This is a genomic window from Burkholderia seminalis DSM 23518 (genome assembly GCF_902832885.1).
Lineage (GTDB): Bacteria > Pseudomonadota > Gammaproteobacteria > Burkholderiales > Burkholderiaceae > Burkholderia > Burkholderia seminalis.
On record NZ_CADFDK010000001.1, the window covers coordinates 276,921 to 299,755 of the forward strand.

Sequence of the window (22,835 nt, forward strand, 5' to 3'; positions counted from 1 at the left end):
GGCGCGTGCGTATCACGGCGCGACGGGCGGCTCCTGTTCATACGCGCGATGCAGTCGCGCGGTCAGCGACAGCGAATCGGGCAGCGTCGCCGTGCCGAACCGGCGCACGGCGATGCCCGGCGTCCACGAATTCATCACGACGGCGCCGGCCATCGACGGCAGGTCGGCCGGCGTCACTTCACGGTCGTGCTGCGCGATGCCCAGACGTGCCAGCTGCCGCCGCAGGATGCCCATCGTGACACCGCCGAGCATGCCGGCCACTGGCCACACGAGCGCGTCGCCGGTCCAGAACGCGATGTTCCAGATCGAGCCTTCGCTGATGCGTCCACGACGATCGATGAAGGCCGCGTCGTCGAACCCTTGCGCCGCCGCACGGCGCAGGAAGTGCGTTTTCGCGACTTCGCCGACGTGCTTGATGGCCGGCAGCACGCGCTCGTGTTCGAACAGCGCGAGATCGAGCGGGCCGGCCGGCCCCGACGACGGCGCGGCGGTGCGGATCAGCACGTCGAGCGCTTCGTCGTCGCGCGGCGCGGCGAATTCGCCGGTCGTCGCATGGACGGTCGCGCTCAGCGACAGCGCCGACGGCGCACGATCGAGCGCGGCGCGCAGGAACGCGCGAATCCGTGCATCGGGCAGCGCATGCCCGAACAGCGCGTTCGATGCATCGCGCAGCCGTGCAAGGTGCAGGTCGAGGCCGCGTACGCGGCCGTCGCGAACCTGCATCGCGGTGAAATGCGCGTGGCCCGCGAAAGCCAGCGCGGCAAGCGCATCGGGTGTGGCGGCCACGCCGTTGATGTGGGCGACGGACGGGAACGGTGCAGCGGTCATCGGCGAATCTCCAGGTTGGCCGCGGGCGCGGGGCGGCGCGGCATCTTCAAGAAAACCTATTGTTTGCCGATTGATGGTGTCGTGAAAAACGAGTAGTTTTGGAACGGTCGTCAAATTCTGTTTGAAGATCGATGGAACGCATGTGGCCTGGCACGCGCGCGCTGAGGACGTTCGAGGCGGCGGCGCGGCACCTGAATTTTTCGCGGGCGGCCGACGAGGTCGGGCTGACGCCGGCAGCCGTTAGTCACCAGATCAAGGAAATCGAGGCGCAGCTCGGCATCGAACTGTTCGTCCGGACGAGCCGCAGCATCCGGCTGACGCCGGCCGGCGCGGTGCTGACTGCGGCCGCCGCCGATGCGCTGGCGGGCCTGCGGCACGCGACCGCACGGGCACGGCGCATCGCGCGCGAGCGGACGGAACTGCGCGTGTCGGTCGGCGCGCGCTTCGCGACGCACTGGCTGCTGCCGCGCCTGCCGCGCTTCAAGGCCGCGCATCCGGCGCTCGAACTGACGTTCGACATCACCGACCGGCTGCGCGATTTCGACGGCGACGACGTGGATGTCGCGATCCGCTTCGGCACCGGGCGTTATCGCGACGCGTGCGTGCAGCGCCTGTTCGGCACATCGGTCGTCGCGATCTGCAGCCCCGCGCTGGTGTCGGCCGGCCCCGCGTTGCGCAAGCCGCGCGACCTGCTGCGCCACACGCTTTGCCACGCCGACTGCGAAGTCGACGGCGTGACCTGGCCGCGCTGGTCGGCGTGGATGGCCGCCGCCGGCGTCGACGGTTTCGACGACAGCCGGTGCGTTGCGTTTCCGGATTCGAGCCACGTCGTGCAGGCCGTGATCGACGGTACGACGATCGGCCTGGCGGAGCCGCACATGATTGCGCGCGATCTCGCGGACGGGCGCCTCGTCCGGCTGTTCGACGTGAGCGTCGAGGTGGCGCCGGGGCTCGCGTATCACGTCGTGTATCCGGCGCACACGCAGGACGATCCGCGCATCGTCGCGTTGCGCGACTGGCTCGCGGACGAAGCGGCGATGGCGCACGCGTAGCGCGTCGTCGTGCGTGCTATCGTGCCCGCATTACCACCGCACGACGTCCGGCGCCGGACGTGCCCCTTCGATGAGCCAACCTGAAAACGACCTCAGGGTCCTGCTACGGACGATGCAACCCGAACTGCATCCGGGCGCGTTCGCCTTCGTGTCGCTGCCGACCGGTGCGGACGTATCGTTATCCGAAGTCATCGCGACGTTCCGCGAAGCGGAAGGGCTGACGGTCGTGGTCGAAGAGGCAACGGCAGCACGTCGCGGCTGGCCCGTGCTGTTCCGCGCCGCATGGATCACGCTCACCGTCGATTCCGATCTCGCGGCCGTCGGTCTCACGGCCGCCTTCGCGCGGGCGCTCGGCGCGGCCGGCATCAGCTGCAACGTGATGGCCGCCGCATGCCACGATCACATCTTCGTACCGGTCGACGACGGCCCGCGCGCGCGCGATGCGCTCGTTGCCCTGCAGCGCGACGCGATGCGCGGCTAGTGCCCGAAGTGCATGCGGCGCACGCGGCGCATGAAAAAAAACGGGCCCGTCACCGGGCCCGCGAACGGAGAGGATCGCGCCGGCGACCGGCGCACGGCGGCTTACTTGACCGCGCCACCCTCGAACCAGGCGGCGAGCTTGGTCCGCTCGTCGTCGGTCATGTGCGTGACGTTGCCGATCGGCATCGCCTTCAGGCGCACGGCCTGTTCGTAGATACGCTGCGCGTTCTTCGACACTTCGTCCGGCGTGTCGAACATCACGCCTGCGGGAGCGCTGCCCATCAGCGTCGGCTTCGACGAGTGGCACTCGACGCAGCGCTGCTGCAGGATCGGCATGATGTCGTTGATCGCGATCTTCGGCGCGTTCGCGGCCTGCGCTTCCGGTGCGACCGGCTTCGGCATCGTCCACACCAGCGCGCCCGACAGCAGCGCGACGCCGCCGATCGGCAGGTACCACAACTGCTTGCCGCGGTGGCGCATCACGAAGAACTGGCGGATCAGCGCGCCGGCCAGCATGATCAGCACGAGCACGACCCAGTTGAACTTGTTCGTGTACGTCATCGCATAGTGGTTCGACAGCATCGCGAACACGACCGGCAGCGTGAAGTACGTGTTGTGCACCGAACGCTGCTTGCCGCGCTTGCCGTAGATCGGGTTCGGTTCCTCGCCCTTGAGCATCTTGTCGACCATCTTGCGCTGGCCGGGGATGATCACGAAGAACACGTTCGCCGACATGATCGTCGCGAGCATCGCGCCGACGATCAGGTAGGCGGCACGGCCCGAGAAGATGTGGCACGCGAGGTACGCGGCGACGACGACGTAGAGGCCGACGCAGATGCCGAGCACGCGGTCGTTGGTGCCGAGGATGCGGCACAGCGAGTCGTAGACGATCCAGCCGGCCGCGAGGAAGCCGAGCGCGGAGGCGACGGCGACCACCGGGCCCATGTCGAGCACGCTCTTGTCGATCAGGTACGTGTTCGGCGCGAGCAGGTACAGCACGAAGAACAGCGAGAAGCCCGACAGCCATGTGGTGTACGACGGCCACTTCGACCAGTGCAGGTCATCGGGCATTTCCGGCGGGGCCACCGTGTACTTCTGCATGTTGTAGAACCCGCCGCCGTGCACGTGCCACAGCTCGCCGAACACGCCGCGCTTGCGCTGGTTCGCGTCGGTCGGCGGTTTCAGGCTGTTGTCGAGCGCGACGAAATAGAAGGACTCGCCGATCCACGCAATGGCGACGATGACGTGCAGCCATCGCAGCGCGAGGTTCAGCCAGTCGGTGATGAAGCCTTCCATGAAACTCCTCCAGACTCAATTCGTTTGTTCGATGCGGGCGCTGATTCGTCTGTCAGCTGCCGCGATAGGTGCTGTACGACCACGGCGACACGAGCAGCGGCACGTGGTAGTGCGAGCCGGCGTCGGCGATGCCGAAGCGGAGCACGACGCGGTCGACGAAGCGGGGTTCGGGCACCTTCACGCCGAGCGCCGCGAAGTAGTCGCCGGCATGGAACACGAGTTCGTATTCGCCGGTGGCGAGCGCGGCGCCTTCGAGCAGGGGTTCGTCGCAGCGGCCGTCGCTATTGGTCAGCACGGTCTTGATCGCGCGGCGCGATTCGCCGTCGAGCGCGTAGAGGTCCACCTTGATGGCCGCGCCGGGACGGCCGTGCGCCGTATCGAGTACGTGGGTAGTGAGCTTTCCCATTCGTTGTGTCCTTGTGTGAATGCGAGGTTCGGCGGCGACCCGATCCATTGACTATGCGGCGGATCGAGGCTCCACGTCACACGTGGCTACATACCCGTCGGCGAGATTGAAGCGAGCGCCGTGCAGGCATTGTAAAAAGGTTCCCCGTGCAAATACGTGCGCGATATCGAAGATAATGCGCCGAGCATGAGCGGCTGTCGACGGCCCGCCGGGCAAGGCTGCCGGCCCGGTTTCGGGCGCCGGGCGGCGCCGCGGGCGGCGTACCATATCGAAACCCTGAGGTACGGTATTCCGGTTCGCGCATTGTGCGCGGCGCGCGCGTGGGCGATCCTCCCGCCGTGCGCGTCGGCCCGTGGCCCGCGCGTACCCCGAAGACGGCGAGCACGCCGGGTAACCGGGCCAGGGCGTTCGAACGGACGCAGGCACCGGGGCGTGCCGCGATTCAGCGTTCGAACGGCTGTGTGACCGCCGCCAGGCAACGCCTGGAGGCAGACCGACGCGGAGAACGCATGAACCTCGAGCAGCACGCTGGCGCACGCGCGCCGAACCCCACCTCATCCCGCCCGACCACCCTGCTGGTCAAGCACGCCGACGTGCTCGTGACCATGGACGACACGCGCCGCGAACTGCGCGATGCCGGGCTCTACATCGAAGACAACCGGATCGTCGCGGTCGGTCCGACCGCCGAGCTGCCCGACACGGCCGACGAAGTGCTCGACCTGCGCGGCCACCTCGTGATCCCGGGGCTCGTGAACACGCATCACCACATGTACCAGAGCCTCACGCGCGCGGTGCCCGCGGCGCAGAACGCCGAACTGTTCGGCTGGCTCACGAACCTGTACCGGATCTGGGCGCACCTGACGCCCGAGATGATCGAGGTGTCGACGCTGACCGCGATGGCCGAGCTGCTGCAGTCGGGCTGCACGACGTCGAGCGATCACCTGTACATCTACCCGAACGGCAGCCGGCTCGACGACAGCATCGGCGCCGCGCGGCGGATCGGCATGCGTTTTCACGCGAGCCGCGGCGCGATGAGCGTCGGGCAGCGCGACGGCGGGCTGCCGCCCGATTCGGTCGTCGAGCGCGAGCCCGACATCCTTCGCGACACGCAGCGCCTGATCGAAACCTATCACGACGAAGGCCGCTACGCGATGCTGCGCGTGGTGGTCGCGCCGTGCTCGCCGTTCTCCGTGAGCCGCGACCTGATGCGCGATGCGGCCGTGCTCGCGCGCGAATACGGTGTGTCGCTGCACACGCACCTCGCGGAGAACGTCAACGACATTGCTTACAGCCGCGAGAAGTTCGGGATGACGCCGGCCGAATATGCGGAGGATCTGGGCTGGGTCGGCCACGATGTGTGGCATGCGCACTGCGTGCAGCTCGACGATGCGGGCATCGGCCTGTTCGCGCGCACCGGCACGGGCGTCGCGCACTGTCCGTGCTCGAACATGCGGCTCGCGTCGGGCATCGCGCCGGTGAAGAAGATGCGTCTCGCGGGCGTGCCGGTCGGCCTCGGCGTCGACGGCTCCGCGTCGAACGACGGCGCGCAGATGGTCGCGGAAGTGCGGCAGGCGCTGCTGCTGCAGCGGGTCGGGTTCGGGCCCGACGCGATGACCGCGCGCGAAGCGCTCGAGATCGCGACGCTCGGCGGGGCGAAGGTGCTGAACCGCGACGACATCGGCGCGCTGAAGCCCGGCATGGCCGCGGACTTTGCCGCGTTCGACCTGCGCCAGCCGCTGTTCGCGGGCGCGCTGCACGATCCGGTCGCGGCGCTCGTGTTCTGCGCGCCGTCGCAGACGGCCTACACGGTGGTGAACGGGAAGGTGGTGGTGCGGGAAGGGCGGTTGGCGACGCTCGATCTGCCGCCCGTCATCGAGCGCCACAACGCGCTGGCGCACGCGCTCGTCGAGGCCTCGCGCTGACGCGGGACCGACGTCGGGCGGCCGCCGCCTGACGGGGCGTGCCGCCGGCCGTCGTCGCGCCCTGAGCGGCCGCGGCGCGCGACGGCGGCGCGTGCCGCGCGGGCCGTGCGTGCCGTTACGGCTCGATCAGCGTGCGGGTGGCTTCGGCGACGAGGCCGCGCAGCCAGCGCACTTCGTCGGAGTAATGGCAGCGTTCGTGCCACAGCTGGTAGTACTGCATCGGCGGGAAGTCGAGCGGCGCCGGCACGACCGACAGCGGCAGGAACTTCGCATAGTGATCGGCGAACAGGCGCGTGGTCGTGAAGATCAGGTCCGACTTCACGAGCACGTACGGCGCGAGGTTGAAGTACGGCAGCGTGACGACCACGTGGCGCTTGAGCCGCTCGCGCGCGAGATGCACGTCGATCGCGCCGCGCTGGCCGACCGAGTACGGCGTCGGCGCCAGATGCGGCGCGTTCAGGTACTGGTCGAGCGTGAGCCCGCCGCGCTTCGCGAACGGGTGCGTGTTGCTCATCAGGCAGACGATTTCGTCGACGAACAGGTTCGACAGGTGCAGCTGCTCGGGCGGCTCGGGCCAGTTGCCGACGACGATGTCGAGCTTGCCGTCTTCCAGCGCGAGCTCGTAGTCGAACGCCGGGCCGAGCGAATGGAACTCGAGCGTCGCGTTCGGCGCGGCCAGGCGGAAACGCTCGACGACGGTCGGCACGAACAGCACGTTCAGGTAGTCGGGGCAGCCGATCCGGTAGCAGCGGATCGACGTGGCCGGGTCGAAGTTGTGCTGCTGGAACTTGATGCGCTCGATTTCACGCAACGCGTTCTGCACGGGCTCGAGCAGGCGCAGCCCGTATTCGGTCGGCACCATGCCGGATTTGCCGCGCACCAGCAGCGGATCGCCGGTGATGTCGCGCAGGCGTCGCAGCGCGGCGCTGATCGCCGGTTGCGACTGGTTCAGTTTGACGGCCGCGCGCGTGACGCTGCGCTCCATCAACAAGGTGTGCAAGACGCGCAAGAGGTACGTGTCGATCGCCTCGCGTTGCTGACTCATGTTATCTCCGGTTTATATGGCTGGGCTGATCGAGGGATGGGGTGGGTATATTGTTTTTAATATGAACGAAAAGCAGCGTCAAGAGATGGATACCCGCGGCTACCCGCCGGTCGGGCCGCGACAAGGGGCCCGAACGAGGTGAAATGCGGGACGCGCGGCGCCGCGCGGGTCTGTATTGCGCGGATCCGGATCGCGACGCGGCGGGTGAGGCGACGGATGCGTCAGTCGTCGATGCGCATGCCGACCTTCAGCGTGACCTGCCAGTGCACGACCTGGTCGCCTTCGATGTGGCCGCGCGTTTCGGTCACCTGGAACCAGTGCAGGTTGTGCAGCGTCTTGCCGGCTTTCGAGATCGCGTTGCGGATCGCGTCGTCGCTCGATTGCCGCGACGAACCGGTCAGCTCGATCATCTTGTACACGTGGTCGCTCATGATGCGCTCCCTGGGATATCGGTCCGTATTGCCGGTGCAAGCCGCGGTCCCGAAGCGGTGCCGCGCGTGCCCGGCTTCTTGAGTGATAGGTATGATGGGCGGCAAGTGCAACCCGTATTGGAGACGAGGAGCATCGTGGAAGTCGGATTTTGCGGACCGGGATTGATGGGCGCGCCGATGATTCGGCATTTGCTGGCGGCGGGGCACCGCGTCAGCGTGTGGAACCGCTCGCGCGACAAGGCCGAAGCGCTGGTCGGGGACGGTGCGCAGGTGGCCGGCACGCCGCGCGAACTGGCCGAACGTGTCGAGACGGTATTCGTGTGCGTGCTCGACGGCCGTGCGGTCGGCGACGTCGTGTTCGGCGAGCACGGGCTGCTCTCCGGTGACGCGGCGGCGCGCCGCCTGCTGCGCATCGTCGATCATTCGAGCATTCCGCCCGCGGCGACGCGCGACTACGCGGCGCGCGCGGCCGCGCTCGGGGTCGGCTGGGTCGATGCGCCGGTGTCCGGCGGCGTGCCGGGCGCGCAGGCCGGCACGCTCGCGGTGATGGCGGGCGGCCGCGCGGCCGATCTCGACGCGGTGCGGCCGCTGATCGACTCGTACGCGTCGCGTGTCACGCACATGGGCGACGCGGGCGCGGGCCAGACGGCGAAGCTGTGCAACCAGGCGATCGTCACCGCGACGGTCACGGCGATCGCCGAGGCCGTCGGTCTCGCACAGGCGAGCGGCATCGACGCCGCGCGCCTGGCCGAGGCGCTGTCCGGCGGCTGGGCCGACTCGGTGCTGCTGCAGACGTTCGTGCCGCGCATGACGTCGGGCGGTCATCCGCCGATCGGCGCGCTCGGCACGTTCCAGAAGGATGTCGATGCGATTGCCGATGCCGCGCGCGACACGGGCGCGGTGATGCCCGTGTCGGCCACCGTCCAGCAGGTGCTGCGGCTCGGTGCCGCGCAGGGGCTCGCGGGCGCGGATTTCGCCGCGTTCATCGACATCGTGCGGCCGGGCAACGGCCGCGGGCAGGCATCGTGACGGGCAAGCGGAGCGCGTGAATGACAGATGGGCCGCCCGGAGGCGGCCCATCGAATGGCTGGCGAATCAGCCGAGCGAGCGGGGTGTCGTGTCGCCGGCGTTCTGGCGGCCGAGCCCGCCGCGCAGGCTCGCTTTCGTGCCTGCACCAAACTCGGGCAGGATGCGCGCTCGCGCACGGCTCGCGAATACGAGGAAGCCGAAGCCGTTCGCCTCGTACCAGTAGCCGCCGTTTTCGAGGCCGTCGAGCGGCTGCTCGAGCGCGTTGGCGATCGATTCGATGCAGCGCTTGCGCAGCTCCGCGATCGCCGGATAGGGCGGCTGGGCGCCGCGTACGCTGCACAGGAGCACGTCGAGACCGGGCAGCACGTGCGCATAGAGGACGGGTTCGTCCTGCGCACGGGCGCGGGCAATCTTGGTGTCGAGTTGCGCAAACGGTTTCGAGTGGCGCAAGACCGCGAGGAACGACTCCTGGCCATCCTGTTGCGCACGCCGACGTTTTTTCGGGAAGGACATAAACACTCGCCTCAAAAACAATTGCAAGAAATGCGGCACTTTCATGCGACCCACTCCCGGCTATGTACGCCGCATGTCGATCCTTTATAGCACACGAAAATGCTGCATTCGTGCAGTACGACGATCAATGTCTCCCGTCGACCTGCTCGCCATGATCGACACAGCCAGCGTCTTGGCGCCCGTACTGTCGTTTAGTCTCCATCATAGACCTGCTTTTCCCGCGCGTGCATTCGCCCGTCACAAAAAAGTGAGATAGGCCGCTTGTGGCGGTGCGCCGCGCGCAATAAAAAGGCCCGCACGCGGCGGGCCTGGCGGGCGGAGCGCTTGGCGCTCAGCGCTGCTTGAGCGAATCGCGGATCTCGCGCAGCAGCACGGTGTCTTCCGGCGTCGCGGCCGGCGCGGCTTCTTCCGGCTTGCGCAGCTTGTTGATGAATTTCACCATCAGGAAAATGATGAACGCGAGGATGACGAAATTGATCGCCACGGTGATGAACGAGCCGTAACCGAATGCGGCGACACCGGCGGCCTGCAGGTCCTTGAACGAATCGGGATTACCCTTGAACGTCGGGGGGATGGTGCCGAGCAGAACGAACTTGTTCGAGAAATCCAGACCGCCGGTCAGCACGCCGATGACCGGCATGATGAGGTCTTTCACGACCGAGTCGACGATCTTCGAGAATGCGCCGCCGATGATCACGCCGACGGCGAGATCCATCACGTTGCCCTTGACGGCGAACTCCTTGAATTCCTTGATGATGCTCATGAGCGGCTTTCTCCTGGTTGGGGCGAGGGGAGGCGTGCCGCGACGCGCAGGATTGCTTTGCGTCGAATGAGGGTCGGTGGCACGCCGATGGCCGCATGATAACGAACGCTCCCCATTGCCGGTAGTCCATCTTGAAATGATTGACAAATCCGCGCGTGGGCGCGGCCGGCCGTGCAGCGAAGCGTGGCGTGCGTGACGGAGCGCCGGCATGCGCGCCGGCGCCCGGTGCATGGGTGCTCAGGTGTTGTCGTCGGTCCAGCCGTCGTCGTTGCTGCCGAGGTCCATGCCGCCGCCGCTACCGCTGCCGTCGCTCCAGTTCGAATCGTCGCCGCGGCCGAGGTCGAAGCCCGGGTCGGCTTCCTGCCGGCGGCGCTCGCCGTCGACGATCACGTCGCGTTCGACCACGCGCTCGCGGCCGCCCGACATCGCCTCGCCGAGCAGCACGCCGGTCAGCAGCCCGCCCATCCCGCCGCCGAAACCACCGCCGCCTTGCTGGATCACGACGGGCGGCTGCTGTTGCGGATACGGCTGTTGCGGCGGGTAGGGCTGCTGATACGGCTGGCCCTGCGCGCCCGTCATGCGATCGGCTTCCTGCGCGTACACGGAGCCGCTGCCGTTCGCCGGTGCCGCGGGTTGCGCGGCCGGGTCGGGCCGGCCTTCGACGCGGGCCTTCACGCTCGCATGGCGTTGCTCGAGTTCATCGACGCGATACGGCGGCACCGGATTCTTGCCGTTCGACAGCGTCTCGACGAGCGTGCGCGCGTCGGCCTCGATCGTTTCGAGTTCGCCCGTGAGCGCCGCGGCGCCGGGCGCCGTCGACAGCTTCGCGTCGAGTTTCAGCGGACGGATGTCGTTCAGCACGTCGGTCGCGCGCTTGAGCTGCGCGCGGCGTTCGTCGTCGGCGCGGCCGTTGTCGGCGGTGCGTGCGCGCCGCAGCGTCCAGCGCAGCACCAGCGCGATCACGGCGACGATCAGCCCGAGGCCGATCCACATGCCGGTCGACGGACCGTGTTTTTCGGCCGGCGCGACGGCCGGGGCGAGCCCCGGCTGCAGCGTGCCGGCCTGCGTGGCCGACGGCACGTTGCCGCTCACGCGCGCGGCGTCGGCGCGAATGCGCGACTCCGTCTGTGCGAACCGCGACGCGTCGGTGAAGCGCAGTTGCGGATCGAGCGATTTCGCGCGCTGCAGCTGCGCGAGCGCGTCGGACGCGCGGCCCTCGCGGTCCAGCACCTGCGCATACAGGTAGCGCGCGTGCGCGTTGTTCGGATGGGCGTCGATGACTTGCGACAGCTGCGCGTCGGCTTGTTGCCAGTTGCGCTGCGCGATCGATTGCTCGACCTGCTGCAGCGACGGGACCGCGAACGCGGCGGACGACAGCAACATCAGCGAGAGGCCGAGTGCGGCGAGAGATTTCTTCATGGTCGAACCGGGCGCAGGCGCCCGTCTCCTGACGATCGGTTCGCGCCGCGCACCCGGGCCGGGGCGCGGCACGTTTGCCGTTACTGCGCGGGCGTGTCGAGCTGCTTCTTCAGCGCGGCGAGGCGATCCTCGACCGACGGGCCCTTGTTCAGCGCGGCGAGCTTGTCGTCGAGCGCCTTGCCGCTCGACGTGTCGGCCGAATTCAGGCGTGCGTCCGAACGCGCGTTCTGCAGCGCGACCTTGTCCTCGAGCTTCTGGAAATCCTCGGACAGGTTCTTGCCGCCGATGCCGCCCAGCGCGCTGGCCGCGACGTCCTTCGCCTGTGCGATTTCCTGCTTGGCCTGCAGGATGTTCGAGCGCGCATTCAGGTCGTTGCGGCGCTGACGCATGTCGGCGATCTGCCCCTTCAGCTTGTCGACCGACGGCTCGAGCGTCGTCAGCTCGGCCGCGAGCGCATCGCGCTCGGCTTCCGCGTTCGACTGCGCGGCGAGGGCCTCGCGGGCGAGCGCTTCGTCGCCGGACTGCAGCGCACGTTTCGCGCCGTCCTCGTACTTCTTCACCTTGTCGTCGGCCGCATCGCGCTTGCTGCGCTGGGTCGCGACCTGTGCCTCGATCTCGATCAGCGAGTTCTCGGCGCGGCCGATGCTGTCGTCGAGCTCCCGCACGATCTGCCGTGCGTCGCGCGACGGATCCTGTACCGAATCGGCCGCATCGTTCAGCAGGCCTTTGATCGTGCGCGAAATAGAGTCGAAAAGCGACATGAAATCCTCCGTGGTTAAAGGCGCCGCGCATTCGCGGCCGTGCCCGCCGCGGGCCGGTTCCGACCCGCGTGAGCCGGCGGATATTACACCACCGGTTCACTTAAATACGGCTTAAACGCGTGAGTTCAAGCGGCGTGCGCATCAGGATGCCAAACCTTTCGCGGTTGAAAGAAAAAGCCGGCGACACGGCCCATTGCGTGTCCATCATAGGCCGAGGAGGCCGACAATACGTTCCGCAAATCACGGCATTGCGGGAATTTTTACAAAAAATCGCGAAGGCGCCCGGTCGATTTCATTAAAATGCGCTGTCACGTCGCGGGAACGGATCGCCGCGCGGCGGGGTCTGTCGACGTGACAGCCGCATCTCGATGCACCCACTCTGATTCATCCGCTTGCATTTCCGCATGCGTTCGAGGGCGCCACGACCGCCCGCCATTCCGACATGCCAATTATCAAACGACCGCCTTCTTCTTCCGACAGGAACGAACCCCACTACACGCTGCGCCGTTCGCCGTCCGGGGCCTATTACCCCGATGACGACGATCGTGACGACCGCCGCGCGCAGCAGCGCAGCGGCGGCGGCGGGCGGCGCCGCACGTTCGGCTCGCGCGTCGCGCTGTGGTTCGCCGGCCTGTTCGCGACGCTGGCGATCGTCGGCGCGCTGATCGTCGGCTATGCGCTGGTCGTGATGGCGCCGCAGCTGCCGTCGCTCGACGCGCTGACCAACTACCAGCCGAAGGTGCCGCTGCGCGTGTTCACGGCCGATCACGTGCTGATCGGCGAGTTCGGCGAGGAGCGCCGCAGCCTCGTGCGCTTCCAGGACATTCCCGACGTGATGAAGAAGGCCGTGCTCGCGATCGAGGACTACCGCTTCTACGAACACGGCGGCGTCGACTTCGTCGGCATCCTGCGGGCGGGCGTGGCCGACCTGATGCACGGCGGCGCGCGGCAGGGGGCGAGCACGATCACGATGCAGGTCGCGCGCAACTTCTTCCTGTCGAGCGAGAAGACCTATACGCGCAAGATCTACGAAATGCTGCTCGCGTACAAGATCGAGAAGGCCCTGACGAAGGACCAGATCCTCGAGCTGTACATGAACCAGATCTATCTCGGCCAGCGCGCATACGGCTTCGCGGCCGCCGCGCGCGTGTACTTCGGCAAGGACCTGAAGGACATCACCCTTGCCGAGGCGGCGATGCTCGCGGGGCTGCCGAAGGCGCCGTCCGCGTACAACCCGGTCGTCAATCCGAAGCGCGCGAAGGTGCGCCAGGAGTACATCCTGAAGCGCATGCTCGAGGTCGGCTACATCACGCAGCCGCAGTACGACGAAGCGATCAAGGAAGAGATCCACGTGCGCACGCCGGGCAACCAGTATGCGGTGCACGGCGAATACGTCGCCGAGATGGTGCGGCAGATGATGTACCAGCAGTACAAGGACGAAACCTATACGCGCGGGCTGACCGTCACGACGACGATCAACTCGGCCGACCAGGAAGCCGCGTACCAGGCCGTGCGCCGCGGCATTCTCGACTACGAGCGCCGCCACGGCTACCGTGGGCCGGAGGCGTCGATCAACCTGCCTGCGGCCGGCGACGAGCGCGACGAGGCGATCGACGACGCGCTCGCCGATCATCCGGACAACGGCGACCTGCAATCGGCGGTCGTGCTGTCGGCGTCGCCGAACGCGGTCGAGGTGCAGTTCGTCGGCGGCGCGACCACCACGATCGGCCCGGCCGGGCTGCGCTTCGTGTCGGCCGCGCTCGGCCCGCGCGCGAACAACGCGCTGCGCATCAAGCCGGGCTCGGTCGTGCGCGTGCTGAAGGACGGCAAGACGGGCTGGCAGGTCGTGCAGCTGCCGCAGGTCGAAGGCGCGCTCGTCGCGATTGCGCCGCAGGACGGCGCGATCCGCTCGCTCGTGGGCGGCTTCGACTTCAACAAGAGCAAGTTCAACCACGTGACGCAGGCATGGCGGCAGCCGGGCTCGTCGTTCAAGCCGTTCATCTACTCGGCGTCGCTCGACAAGGGGCTCGGGCCGGCGACGATGATCAACGACGCGCCGCTGTACTTCCCGCCGAGCGTGCCGGGCGGCACCGCGTGGGAGCCGAAGGACGACGACCAGCCGGACGGCCCGATGACGATGCGCACCGGCCTGCAGCGTTCGAAGAACCTCGTGTCGATCCGGATCCTCGCGTCGATCGGCACGCAGTATGCGCAGCAGTACGTGACGCAGCGCTTCGGCTTCGATCCGGCGAAGACGCCGCCTTACCTGCCGATGGCGCTCGGCGCGGGCCTCGTCACGCCGCTGCAGCTCGCGACCGGCTACGCGGTATTTGCGAACGGCGGCTACAAGGTCGATCCGTACCTGATCGCCGAAGTCGACGACGCGCGCGGCCAGCCGCTGCAGAAGTCGCAGCCGGTGATCGCGGGCGGCACGGCGCCGCGTACGATCGAAGGCCGCAACGCATACGTGATGAACAGCCTGCTGCACTCGGTCGCGACGGCCGGCACGGGGGCAGGCACCAACGTGCTGGGCCGCAGCGACCTGCAGGGCAAGACGGGTACGACGAACGACGCGAAGGACGGCTGGTTCGCCGGCTACCAGCAGTCGCTCGTCGCGGTCGCATGGATGGGTTTCGACCAGCCGAAGAGCCTCGGCAGCCGCGAATTCGGCGCGCAGCTCGCGTTGCCGATCTGGGTGAACTACATGCGCACCGCGCTGAACGGCGTGCCCGAGCAGCAGATGCCGATGCCGGACGGCCTGACCACGATCGACGGCGAGCTGTACTACGCCGATCGCACGCCGGGCAACGGCTTCGTCGCGAACGTCGACATCAACCCGGCCGAGAACGCGATCAGCGCGAACGACGCGCTGGGTTCGGCCGGCGCGGCCGGTCTGGCACCGCCGCCCGTCACGCCGCAGGAGAAGCAGCAGATCATGGACATGTTCGAGAACAAGTAAGCGATACGCGTTGCTTCGGACATGCGACGGGCGCCTTCGGGCGCCCGTTTTTCTTGTGCGAGTCGCGAGCAGCAGGAGAAGGTGAATCAGAACGATACGCAGGCCGGCGCGATCGTCACGCCGACCGATTGCTGGTGAAATCGCTTCATGTACGCCAGCCGGATCGCGGCGAGCCGTGTGCGCGTGTCGGGTGTATCGTCGGCGATGATACGGATCACGAAGCTGTCTTCACGCGTGACGCCGCCGGTCGCGCGGTCGCGCCACTGTCCGTGCGTGTCCCAGTAGGTGAGGCCGTCGGGGAAGCGCGGCGTGACCGTGTCGGCGAGAAACGTCGCGCGTTCCGCATCGGTGACGGGACCGCGCCCCGTGACGTCGCGCCCGAACAGCAGGTCGGCCTGCAGCATCCGGCTTTCGCCCGGTTGCGTGCAGGACACCGGTTGCGCGACGGGCGACGGCGCCGTCGCGCAACCGGCGAGCAGCGTGAGCGCCGCCGCGCATGCGACCAGCGTCCGTGTCTGCCCATTTCGTGACGATCGACCTTCGCGCGCGCAAAATGCTGCGCGCTCAACCACTTGCGTGCGTGTCCGGCGGGTTATCAACAGGGCTGTCAACATAATCTGGGGATAACCCTGGGGTGGTTCGTCGGTGCCCGATGTGGGGTCAGTGCTGCAGTTTCGCGTGCGCGAGGTGCATGCCGAGCGTGGCGGGATCGGTATTCGTGCCCGACAGCAGCACGCCGACGCGCTTGCCCTGCAGCGTTTCGCGCAGCGGGCCGAGCAGCGCGGCGAGCGCGGCCGCGCAGGCCGGTTCGACCGACAGCTTCAGGTGCGAGAACAGGAACAGCATCGCGGCGCGCAGCGCGTCGTCGGACACGGTGACGATGCGGTCGACGTGGCGCCGGCACAGCTGGTAGCTGTATTCCTCGGTGTGCGGCGCCATCAGCGAATCGGCGATGGTCTGCATCGCGCTCATCTTGATCGTGTGATTCGCCGCGAAACTGCGGCTCATCGCGTCGGCGCCTTCCGGCTCGACGCCGTACACGTGCACGCGCGGGTTCGCGAGCCGCAGCGCGGTCGCCATGCCGGCCGCGAGCCCGCCGCCGCCGATCGGCACGATCACCGCGTCGAGGTCGGGCGTCTGCGTCGCCCATTCGTAGCCGAGCGTCGCGGTGCCGAGGATCGTGTGATAGCCGTTGAACGGATGAATGAAGAAGCGGCCTTCCTCGGCCTCGATGCGGCGCACGAGATCGAAGGCCTGCGACGCGCTGCCCGCGAGCACGACTTCCGCGCGGTACTGCTTGCATTGCGCGATGCGCGACGGGCTCGCGGTGTGGAACATCACGACCTTCGCGCTGCTGCCGAGCCGCATGGCCGCATACGCGACGGCCGCCGCGTGATTGCCGGCCGACACGCAGGTGACGCCCGCGTTCTTGCGCGCCTCGTCCAGCGAGAGCAGGTGCGTGAACGCGCCGCGCGCCTTGAAGCTGCCGCTCGCCTGCAGCAGCTCGAACTTGAAGTTGACGTGCGTGCCCTCGAGGGACGGCAGGTCGGCGCGCTCGAACACGGGCGTGCGCGCGACCCACGGCGACAGAGCGAAATGCTGCGCGGCGATTTCGTCGAGCGTCGGAATCGGCTCGCCGTCGATCGTCGTATGGGCGGTGCCCTGTTGTTCGGTCGGCATGACGTGGCGGTGGCGGAGTGGGCCGGCCCGCACACGCGGGCCGGCGTGGCGGGAGGCAGTCAGTGCGCGTCGACCGACATGCTGCGGATGAACTTGCGCAGGAACTGCTCGCAGCCGGCGAGCTGCGCGAGCTCGACATACTCGTTCGGCTTGTGCGCCTGCTCGATGTTGCCGGGCCCGCACACGACGCTCGGGATGCCCGCGCGCTCGAACAGGCCGGCCTCGGTGCCGTACGCGACCTTGCGCTTGTCCTGGTCGGCCGTCAGCGCGCGCACGAGCTGCGTGATCGCGGCCTGTTCGGTTGCATCGAGGCCGGGCGCCGCGGCGATCTTCGAGAACTCGATCGCGGCGTTCGGATGCTCGCGCAGCATCTGCGGCAGCAGCGTTTCCTGCGCATACGCCTCGATGCGCGTGAAGATCTGCTCGGGGTCGAGCGTGGGCAGGTTGCGGAATTCGAAATCGAAGCGGCACTCGGCCGGCACCGTGTTGATCGCGTTGCCGCCCTGGATCGTGCTCGTCTGCGCGGTCGTGAACGGCACGTCGTACAGTTCGTCGAACGGGCCTTCGGCACGGAAGCGGTCGGCGATGTCGCGGATATGGCAGATCAGGCGTGCCGCATATTCGATCGCGTTGAGCCCCTTCGGCGTCAGCGACGAATGGGCCGCGTGGCCGCGCACGCAGCAGCGGTACGCGTTGATGCCCTTGTGCGCGATGATCGGCCGCATGCTGGTCGGCTCGCCGACGATGCAGCCCGACGGCTGCACACCGCGCTTCACGAGGTCGGCGATCATCAGCGGCGCGCCCGCGCAGCCGATTTCCTCATCGTAGGACAGCGCGAAATGGATCGGCTTCGCGAGCTTCGTCGCCTGCATCTCGGGCAGCAGCGCGAGCGCCGCGCCGATGAAGCCCTTCATGTCGCAGGTACCGCGGCCGTACAGGCGGCCGTCGCGGATCTCCGGCGCGAACGGGTTGCTGTCCCATTGCTGGCCGTCGACCGGCACGACGTCGGTATGCCCCGACAGCACGATGCCGCCGTTCGTTGTGCCGTCGTGCGCGGGCACGGTGGCAAACAGGTTCGCCCAGCCTTCGCGCGGATCGTGCGTGATCGTCGAAGCGATGCCCTTCGCGGCGAGTGCGTCGCGTACCGTCTCGATCAGGCCGAGGTTCGGCACGCGGCTCGTCGTGTCCATCGACACCAGTTGCTTGACCCAGGGCAGGCTGACGAGCGATTCGTCGCCCCGGGTTGCGGCGGAAGGCGCCGTCGCGTCGAGAGTGGACATGGCAAAACTCCGTCTGATGAATGGGAAAATCATACTCAAAAACGCGCCGGCCCGCCTTCGTCGGGCGCGATGCGGTGCAGCAACGTCGCGCCCGCCGGTATCGCGTCAGCGCGCCGCGGCGGCCGCGCCCTGTTTCGGGCCGAGCGCGCGCAGCGTTTCCTTGATCGTCGACACGCGGATCGCGAGATCGGGCGAGCGCGTCTCGATGCGCAGCTTGTCCTGGCCCGCGAGCTTGATGTGCCGGTGCTTCTGCACCATCTCGATGATCCGCATCGGATCGATCGGCGGATTCGGCTCGAACTGCAGCCCGATCGCGGCCTCGCTCGCGTCGATCTTCACGATGCCGAGCGGCTTCGCGGCGATCCGCAGCCGATGCGTCTCGACGAGCGCGTGCGCCTGCGGCGGCAGCTTGCCGAAGCGGTCGATCAACTCCTCCTGGATGCCGTCGATCGCGTCGCCGTGCTCGCAGTTCGCGAGCCGCTTGTACAGCGACAGCCGCTCCTGCACGTCCGCGCAGTAGTCGGCCGGCAGGATCGCGGGCGCATGCAGGTTGATTTCCGTCGTCGCGGCGAGCGGGGCGGTGAGGTCGGGCTCCTTGCCGTTCTTCAACGCCTTCACCGCGTCGTTCAGCATGTCCGTGTAGAGCTGGAAGCCGATCTCGTGGATCTCGCCCGACTGCTTGTCGCCGAGCACCTCGCCGGTGCCGCGGATCTCGAGGTCGTGCATCGCGAGATAGAAACCCGAGCCGAGTTCCTCCATCTGCTGGATCGCCTCGAGCCGGCGCTGCGCCTGCTTGGTCAGCGACTGCGGATCGTGGACCAGCAGGTACGCATAGGCCTGGTGATGCGAGCGGCCGACGCGGCCGCGCAGCTGGTGCAGTTGCGCGAGGCCGAACTTGTCCGCGCGGTGCATGATGATCGTGTTCGCGCTCGGCACGTCGATGCCGGTCTCGATGATGGTCGTGCACAGCAGCACGTTCGCGCGCTGCGCGACGAAATCGCGCATCACGCGTTCGAGCTCGCGCTCGTGCATCTGGCCGTGCGCGATCACGATCCGCGCCTCGGGCACGAGCGCCTCGAGCATCGCCTTGCGGTTCTCGATCGTCTCGACTTCGTTGTGCAGGAAGTACACCTGGCCGCCGCGCTTCAGCTCGCGCAGCATTGCCTCGCGGATCACGCTTTCCTCCTCGCGGCGCACGAAGGTCTTGATCGCAAGCCGCTTCTGCGGCGCGGTCGCGATGACCGAGAAATCGCGCAGCCCTTCGAGCGCCATCCCGAGCGTGCGCGGGATCGGCGTCGCGGTGAGCGTCAGCACGTCGACTTCCGCGCGCAGCGCCTTCAGCGCTTCCTTCTGGCGCACGCCGAAGCGGTGTTCCTCGTCGATGATCACGAGGCCGAGGCGTTTGAACTGCACGTCCGACGACAGCAGCTTGTGCGTGCCGATCACGATGTCGACGCTGCCTTCGTTGATCTGCGCGATCGCCGCGTTCACTTCCTTCGTGGTCTTGAAGCGCGACAGCTCGACGATCCGCACCGGCCAGTCCGCGAAGCGGTCGGCGAAGGTCTGCGTGTGCTGCTCGGCGAGCAGCGTGGTCGGCGACAGCAGCGCGACCTGCTTGCCGCCCAGCACCGCGATGAACGCGGCGCGCAGCGCGACCTCGGTCTTGCCGAAGCCGACGTCGCCGCACACGAGGCGGTCCATCGGCTTGCCGCTCGTCATGTCGCCGATCACGGCCGCGATCGCCGCGGCCTGGTCGGGCGTTTCCTCGAAGCCGAAGCTTTCCGCGAATTTCACGTAGTCGCGCGGGTCGAGCGTGAACGCGTGGCCTTCGCGGGCCGCGCGACGCGCGTACAGGTTCAGCAGCTCGGCGGCCGTATCGCGGATCTGCTGCGCGGCCTTGCGCTTCGCGCGTTCCCACTGGCCGGAGCCGAGCGCGTGCAACGGCGCGCTGTCGGGGTCGGCGCCGCTGTAGCGCGAGATCACGTGCAATTGCGCGACGGGCACGTAGAGCTTGCTTTCGCCCGAGTATTCGAGATGCAGGAATTCGGTCTCGCCTTCGCCGAGATCCATCGAGACGAGGCCCAGGTAGCGGCCGATGCCGTGCTGCGAGTGCACGACCGGATCGCCCACCTTCAGCTCCGACAGGTCGCGCACCATCGCGTCGACGTTGCTCGCCTGTTCCTGCCGGCGGCGGCCCGCTCGGCGGCCGAGCGCGCCGTACAGCTCGGTTTCGGTGACGACCGCGTAGCCTTCGCCCGGCACCGCGAAGCCGTTCGCGAGCGGCGCGACGCCGAGCGCGAAACGTTCGTCGCTCGCGAGCCAGCCCGCGAAGTGGTCGTTCGACGCGGGGCGCAGGTGATGCTCGGCGAGCAGTTGCAGGATCGTCTCGCGGCGGCCGGCCGATTCGACGGTCAGCAGCACGCGCTTGCCGGACGTTTCGACGAAGGTGCGCAGCGACGCGAGCGGGTCGTCCGCATGGCGGTCGACGGTCAGCTCGGGCAGCGCGGTTGCCCAGCCGCCGGCCGGCTGCGCGGGCAGCACGACGCGCGCGAACGGCTTCGCGAACGCGAAGAAATCCTCGTCGGACAGGAACAGCCGCTGCGGCTCGAGGATCGGCCGCTCGCGATCGTGCGAGAGGAACGCATGGCGCTGCTTCGTGTCGGCGGTGAAGCGGCGGATCGACGCCTCGAGATCGCCGGTGAACACGAGGTGCGCGTCCTGCGGCAGGTAGTGGAACAGCGTGGCGGTTTCGTCGAAGAACAGCGGCAGGTAGTACTCGATGCCGGCCGACGGCACGCCGTTGCCGATGTCCTTGTAGATCGGCGCGCGGCTCGGGTCGCCTTCGAAGGTTTCGCGCCAGCGGCTGCGGAAGGCCGTGCGCGCGGCTTCGTCGAACGGAAACTCGCGGCCGGGCAGCAGGCGCACGTCGCGCACCGGGTAGAGGCTGCGCTGCGTGTCGGGGTCGAACGCGCGGATCGAGTCGACCTGGTCGTCGAACAGGTCGATCCGGTACGGCAGCGGCGAGCCCATCGGGTACAGGTCGATCAGCGAGCCGCGCACGCAGTATTCGCCGGGCCGCACGACCTGGCTCACGTGCTCGTAGCCGGCCAGCGTCAACTGTGCCTTCAGCTTCGCCTCGTCGAGCCGCTCGCCCTGCGCGAACGCGAACGTGTACGCGGCCATGAACGACGCGGGCGGCATCCGGTACAGCGCGGTGGTCGCGGGCACGAGCAGGATGTCGCAGCGGCCCTCGCCGAGGTCGTGCAGCGTCGCGAGCCGCTCGGACACGAGGTCCTGGTGCGGCGAAAAGGTGTCGTACGGCAGCGTTTCCCAGTCCGGGAGCAGGCGCACGCGCGCGTCGGGCGAGAAATAGCGGATTTCCTGCGACAGCCGCTGCGCGTCGACCGCATTCGCGCAGATCACCGCGAGGAGCGGCACGTCCTGACGGTTGTCGGCGAGATAACGGGCGATGGCGAGCGCGTCGGCGGAGCCGTGCGCGCCGTCGAAGGCGAAGCGCTGGCCGGGCTTGACGCGGGCAACGGGGGAGGCTGACGGGTTGGAAGCGTTATCTGGCATAGGGACGACAGGGGTGGCGTGCACGGGCGCATCGCGGTGCGCCGGTCGAGACGAAAGACCTATTATAAAATCCGCTTCTCGATTTCATCTTTCCGGCGTTTCCCTTCGTGACTCCCCGACTTTTCGCCCTGATTCCCTGTGCCGGCACGGGCAGCCGTTCCGGCTCGGCCGTGCCGAAGCAATACCGCACGCTGGCCGGCCGCGCGCTGCTGCACTACACGCTCGCCGCGTTCGACGCGTGCAGCGAGTTCGCGCAGACGCTCGTCGTGCTCGCGCCCGACGATTCCCATTTCGACGCGCGCCGCTTCGCGGGCCTGCGTTTCGCGGTGCGCCGCTGCGGCGGCGGCTCGCGGCAGGCGTCGGTGCTGAACGGGCTGCTCGAACTGGCCGAATTCGGCGCGACCGACCAGGACTGGGTGCTCGTGCACGACGCGGCGCGCCCGGGCATCACGCCGGCGCTGATCCGCACGCTCGTCGCGACGCTGAAGGACGACCCCGTCGGCGGCATCGTCGCGCTGCCGGTGGCCGATACGCTCAAGCGCGTGCCGGCCGGCGGCGACGCGATCGCGCGCACGGAATCGCGCGACGCGCTGTGGCAGGCGCAGACGCCGCAGATGTTCCGCATCGGCATGCTGCGCGAGGCGATCCTGCGCGCGCAGCGCGAAGGGCACGACCTGACCGACGAGGCCAGCGCGATCGAATGGGCGGGCCACACGCCGCGCGTCGTCCAGGGCAGCCTGCGCAATTTCAAGGTCACGTACCCGGAAGATTTCGCGCTCGCGGAAGCGATCCTCGCGCGTGCCGCGAACGCTTCCTGACATTCACCCCCTCTCAATCGGAACACGCATGGATTTCAGAATCGGACAAGGCTACGACGTGCACCAGCTCGTCGAAGGACGCCCCCTCATCATCGGCGGCGTGACGATTCCGTACGAGCGCGGCCTGCTCGGCCACTCGGACGCGGACGTGCTGCTGCACGCGATCACCGACGCGCTGTTCGGCGCGGCGGCGCTCGGCGACATCGGCCGTCATTTCTCCGACACGGACGCGGCGTTCAAGGGCGCGGACAGCCGCGTGCTGCTGCGTGCGTGCGCCGAGCGCGTGAAGGCGGCGGGTTTCACGATCCAGAACGTCGACAGCACCGTGATCGCGCAGGCGCCGAAGCTTGCGCCGCATATCGACGGGATGCGCGCGAACATCGCGGCCGATCTCGGGCTGCCGCTCGATCGCGTGAACGTGAAGGCGAAGACCAACGAGAAGCTCGGTTATCTCGGCCGCGGCGAAGGCATCGAGGCGCAGGCCGCCGCGCTGCTGGTGAAGCAGGGCGGCTGACGGCTGCCGGCGGCATCGCGCGGTTCGCCCCGCGCGATGCCGCTGCAATGAAAAATGCCACGC

The 22,835-nt window shown here is 68.1% G+C and carries 20 protein-coding genes; 7 read left to right on the top strand and 13 right to left on the bottom strand.

What is annotated here, in order from left to right; genetic code table 11:
- Positions 1-12: 12 nt before the first annotated feature.
- Entirely contained in the window at positions 13-828 is an 816-nt protein-coding gene (locus HWX00_RS01290; protein ID WP_175027182.1) for an aminotransferase class IV family protein, read from the bottom strand.
- Positions 829-959: 131 nt separating this feature from the next.
- Between HWX00_RS01290 and HWX00_RS01295 the strand changes: the two genes are divergently transcribed.
- Together HWX00_RS01295 and HWX00_RS01300 are read left to right on the top strand one after the other, a co-directional pair.
- Complete coding sequence (locus tag HWX00_RS01295) at positions 960-1,880, top strand: LysR substrate-binding domain-containing protein (protein ID WP_175027183.1); 921 nt, start codon at positions 960-962, stop codon at positions 1,878-1,880.
- A 70-nt stretch (positions 1,881-1,950) separates the two neighbouring features.
- Positions 1,951-2,361 carry an ACT domain-containing protein gene (locus HWX00_RS01300; RefSeq protein WP_175027184.1) on the top strand — a complete coding sequence of 137 codons (411 nt, stop codon included), beginning with the start codon at positions 1,951-1,953 and terminating at the stop codon, positions 2,359-2,361.
- A 101-nt stretch (positions 2,362-2,462) separates the two neighbouring features.
- Here the strand turns inward: HWX00_RS01300 and HWX00_RS01305 are convergent, their stop codons facing one another.
- A complete protein-coding gene (locus HWX00_RS01305) occupies positions 2,463-3,656 on the bottom strand; it encodes a urate hydroxylase PuuD (protein WP_034188795.1) in 1,194 nt (397 codons plus the stop codon).
- Positions 3,657-3,708: 52 nt separating this feature from the next.
- Positions 3,709-4,062, bottom strand: coding sequence for a hydroxyisourate hydrolase (gene uraH / locus HWX00_RS01310; protein ID WP_034188794.1), 354 nt, complete (start codon positions 4,060-4,062; stop codon positions 3,709-3,711).
- 509 nt (positions 4,063-4,571) lie between these two features.
- On the opposite strand from uraH, the gene HWX00_RS01315 reads away from it, so the two are divergent.
- Positions 4,572-5,984: an 8-oxoguanine deaminase gene (locus HWX00_RS01315; RefSeq protein ID WP_049030961.1), complete on the top strand. Its 1,413-nt coding sequence runs from the start codon at positions 4,572-4,574 to the stop codon at positions 5,982-5,984.
- A gap of 115 nt (positions 5,985-6,099) precedes the next feature.
- Here the strand turns inward: HWX00_RS01315 and HWX00_RS01320 are convergent, their stop codons facing one another.
- Entirely contained in the window at positions 6,100-7,029 is a 930-nt protein-coding gene (locus HWX00_RS01320) for a LysR substrate-binding domain-containing protein (protein WP_034188792.1), read from the bottom strand.
- Between the two features lie 221 nt (positions 7,030-7,250).
- Positions 7,251-7,460 (bottom strand): dodecin, encoded by a 210-nt coding sequence (locus HWX00_RS01325; RefSeq protein ID WP_006493215.1) that lies wholly within the window; start codon positions 7,458-7,460, stop codon positions 7,251-7,253.
- Positions 7,461-7,595: 135 nt separating this feature from the next.
- Here HWX00_RS01325 and HWX00_RS01330 point away from each other — a divergent pair, with 135 nt between their 5' ends.
- Complete coding sequence (locus HWX00_RS01330) at positions 7,596-8,489, top strand: NAD(P)-dependent oxidoreductase (protein WP_069706300.1); 894 nt, start codon at positions 7,596-7,598, stop codon at positions 8,487-8,489.
- A 66-nt stretch (positions 8,490-8,555) separates the two neighbouring features.
- Here HWX00_RS01330 and HWX00_RS01335 read toward each other — a convergent pair whose 3' ends face one another.
- From HWX00_RS01335 to HWX00_RS01350, 4 genes are all read right to left on the bottom strand, one after another.
- Positions 8,556-9,002, bottom strand: a complete 447-nt coding sequence (locus tag HWX00_RS01335; RefSeq protein WP_027784713.1) for a hypothetical protein — start codon at positions 9,000-9,002, stop codon at positions 8,556-8,558.
- A 331-nt stretch (positions 9,003-9,333) separates the two neighbouring features.
- Positions 9,334-9,765: a large conductance mechanosensitive channel protein MscL gene (gene mscL, locus HWX00_RS01340; protein WP_006487991.1), complete on the bottom strand. Its 432-nt coding sequence runs from the start codon at positions 9,763-9,765 to the stop codon at positions 9,334-9,336.
- A 237-nt stretch (positions 9,766-10,002) separates the two neighbouring features.
- Positions 10,003-11,184 (bottom strand): tetratricopeptide repeat protein, encoded by a 1,182-nt coding sequence (locus tag HWX00_RS01345; RefSeq protein ID WP_175027185.1) that lies wholly within the window; start codon positions 11,182-11,184, stop codon positions 10,003-10,005.
- Between the two features lie 80 nt (positions 11,185-11,264).
- Complete coding sequence (locus HWX00_RS01350) at positions 11,265-11,945, bottom strand: PspA/IM30 family protein (RefSeq protein WP_034188789.1); 681 nt, start codon at positions 11,943-11,945, stop codon at positions 11,265-11,267.
- A 442-nt stretch (positions 11,946-12,387) separates the two neighbouring features.
- On the opposite strand from HWX00_RS01350, the gene HWX00_RS01355 reads away from it, so the two are divergent.
- Complete coding sequence (locus HWX00_RS01355; RefSeq protein WP_059561779.1) at positions 12,388-14,904, top strand: penicillin-binding protein 1A; 2,517 nt, start codon at positions 12,388-12,390, stop codon at positions 14,902-14,904.
- Between the two features lie 86 nt (positions 14,905-14,990).
- On the opposite strand, the gene HWX00_RS01360 is transcribed toward HWX00_RS01355, so the two are convergent.
- From HWX00_RS01360 to mfd, 4 genes are all read right to left on the bottom strand, one after another.
- Positions 14,991-15,518, bottom strand: coding sequence for a DUF3574 domain-containing protein (locus HWX00_RS01360; RefSeq protein ID WP_175027186.1), 528 nt, complete (start codon positions 15,516-15,518; stop codon positions 14,991-14,993).
- A 46-nt stretch (positions 15,519-15,564) separates the two neighbouring features.
- Positions 15,565-16,584 carry a threonine/serine dehydratase family protein gene (locus HWX00_RS01365; RefSeq protein ID WP_034188787.1) on the bottom strand — a complete coding sequence of 340 codons (1,020 nt, stop codon included), beginning with the start codon at positions 16,582-16,584 and terminating at the stop codon, positions 15,565-15,567.
- Between the two features lie 59 nt (positions 16,585-16,643).
- Positions 16,644-17,864 carry an acetylornithine deacetylase gene (gene argE / locus HWX00_RS01370; protein ID WP_175027187.1) on the bottom strand — a complete coding sequence of 407 codons (1,221 nt, stop codon included), beginning with the start codon at positions 17,862-17,864 and terminating at the stop codon, positions 16,644-16,646.
- 105 nt (positions 17,865-17,969) lie between these two features.
- Entirely contained in the window at positions 17,970-21,440 is a 3,471-nt protein-coding gene (mfd, locus tag HWX00_RS01375) for a transcription-repair coupling factor (RefSeq protein ID WP_034188785.1), read from the bottom strand.
- 107 nt (positions 21,441-21,547) lie between these two features.
- Between mfd and ispD the strand changes: the two genes are divergently transcribed.
- Both ispD and ispF read left to right on the top strand, forming a co-directional pair.
- A complete protein-coding gene (gene ispD / locus HWX00_RS01380; protein ID WP_059561773.1) occupies positions 21,548-22,258 on the top strand; it encodes a 2-C-methyl-D-erythritol 4-phosphate cytidylyltransferase in 711 nt (236 codons plus the stop codon).
- Between the two features lie 28 nt (positions 22,259-22,286).
- On the top strand, positions 22,287-22,772 hold the full coding sequence (ispF, locus tag HWX00_RS01385; RefSeq protein ID WP_034188783.1) for a 2-C-methyl-D-erythritol 2,4-cyclodiphosphate synthase: 486 nt from the start codon (positions 22,287-22,289) through the stop codon (positions 22,770-22,772).
- The last annotated feature ends 63 nt before the right edge of the window (positions 22,773-22,835 follow it).

Bases quoted from the DNA above. Each gene is read 5' to 3' on its own strand.
- mfd (WP_034188785.1), bottom strand. From the start codon at position 21,440: ATGCCAGATAACGCTTCCAACCCGTCAGCCTCCCCCGTTGCCCGCGTC.
- HWX00_RS01295 (WP_175027183.1), top strand. From the start codon at position 960: ATGGAACGCATGTGGCCTGGCACGCGCGCGCTGAGGACGTTCGAGGCG.
- HWX00_RS01350 (WP_034188789.1), bottom strand. From the start codon at position 11,945: ATGTCGCTTTTCGACTCTATTTCGCGCACGATCAAAGGCCTGCTGAAC.
- HWX00_RS01335 (WP_027784713.1), bottom strand. From the start codon at position 9,002: ATGTCCTTCCCGAAAAAACGTCGGCGTGCGCAACAGGATGGCCAGGAG.
- HWX00_RS01320 (WP_034188792.1), bottom strand. From the start codon at position 7,029: ATGAGTCAGCAACGCGAGGCGATCGACACGTACCTCTTGCGCGTCTTG.
- HWX00_RS01290 (WP_175027182.1), bottom strand. From the start codon at position 828: ATGACCGCTGCACCGTTCCCGTCCGTCGCCCACATCAACGGCGTGGCC.
- HWX00_RS01365 (WP_034188787.1), bottom strand. From the start codon at position 16,584: ATGCCGACCGAACAACAGGGCACCGCCCATACGACGATCGACGGCGAG.
- HWX00_RS01315 (WP_049030961.1), top strand. From the start codon at position 4,572: ATGAACCTCGAGCAGCACGCTGGCGCACGCGCGCCGAACCCCACCTCA.
- mscL (WP_006487991.1), bottom strand. From the start codon at position 9,765: ATGAGCATCATCAAGGAATTCAAGGAGTTCGCCGTCAAGGGCAACGTG.
- HWX00_RS01305 (WP_034188795.1), bottom strand. From the start codon at position 3,656: ATGGAAGGCTTCATCACCGACTGGCTGAACCTCGCGCTGCGATGGCTG.
- uraH (WP_034188794.1), bottom strand. From the start codon at position 4,062: ATGGGAAAGCTCACTACCCACGTACTCGATACGGCGCACGGCCGTCCC.
- argE (WP_175027187.1), bottom strand. From the start codon at position 17,864: ATGTCCACTCTCGACGCGACGGCGCCTTCCGCCGCAACCCGGGGCGAC.
- HWX00_RS01360 (WP_175027186.1), bottom strand. From the start codon at position 15,518: ATGTTGACAGCCCTGTTGATAACCCGCCGGACACGCACGCAAGTGGTT.
- HWX00_RS01325 (WP_006493215.1), bottom strand. From the start codon at position 7,460: ATGAGCGACCACGTGTACAAGATGATCGAGCTGACCGGTTCGTCGCGG.
- ispF (WP_034188783.1), top strand. From the start codon at position 22,287: ATGGATTTCAGAATCGGACAAGGCTACGACGTGCACCAGCTCGTCGAA.
- HWX00_RS01345 (WP_175027185.1), bottom strand. From the start codon at position 11,184: ATGAAGAAATCTCTCGCCGCACTCGGCCTCTCGCTGATGTTGCTGTCG.
- HWX00_RS01300 (WP_175027184.1), top strand. From the start codon at position 1,951: ATGAGCCAACCTGAAAACGACCTCAGGGTCCTGCTACGGACGATGCAA.
- HWX00_RS01355 (WP_059561779.1), top strand. From the start codon at position 12,388: ATGCCAATTATCAAACGACCGCCTTCTTCTTCCGACAGGAACGAACCC.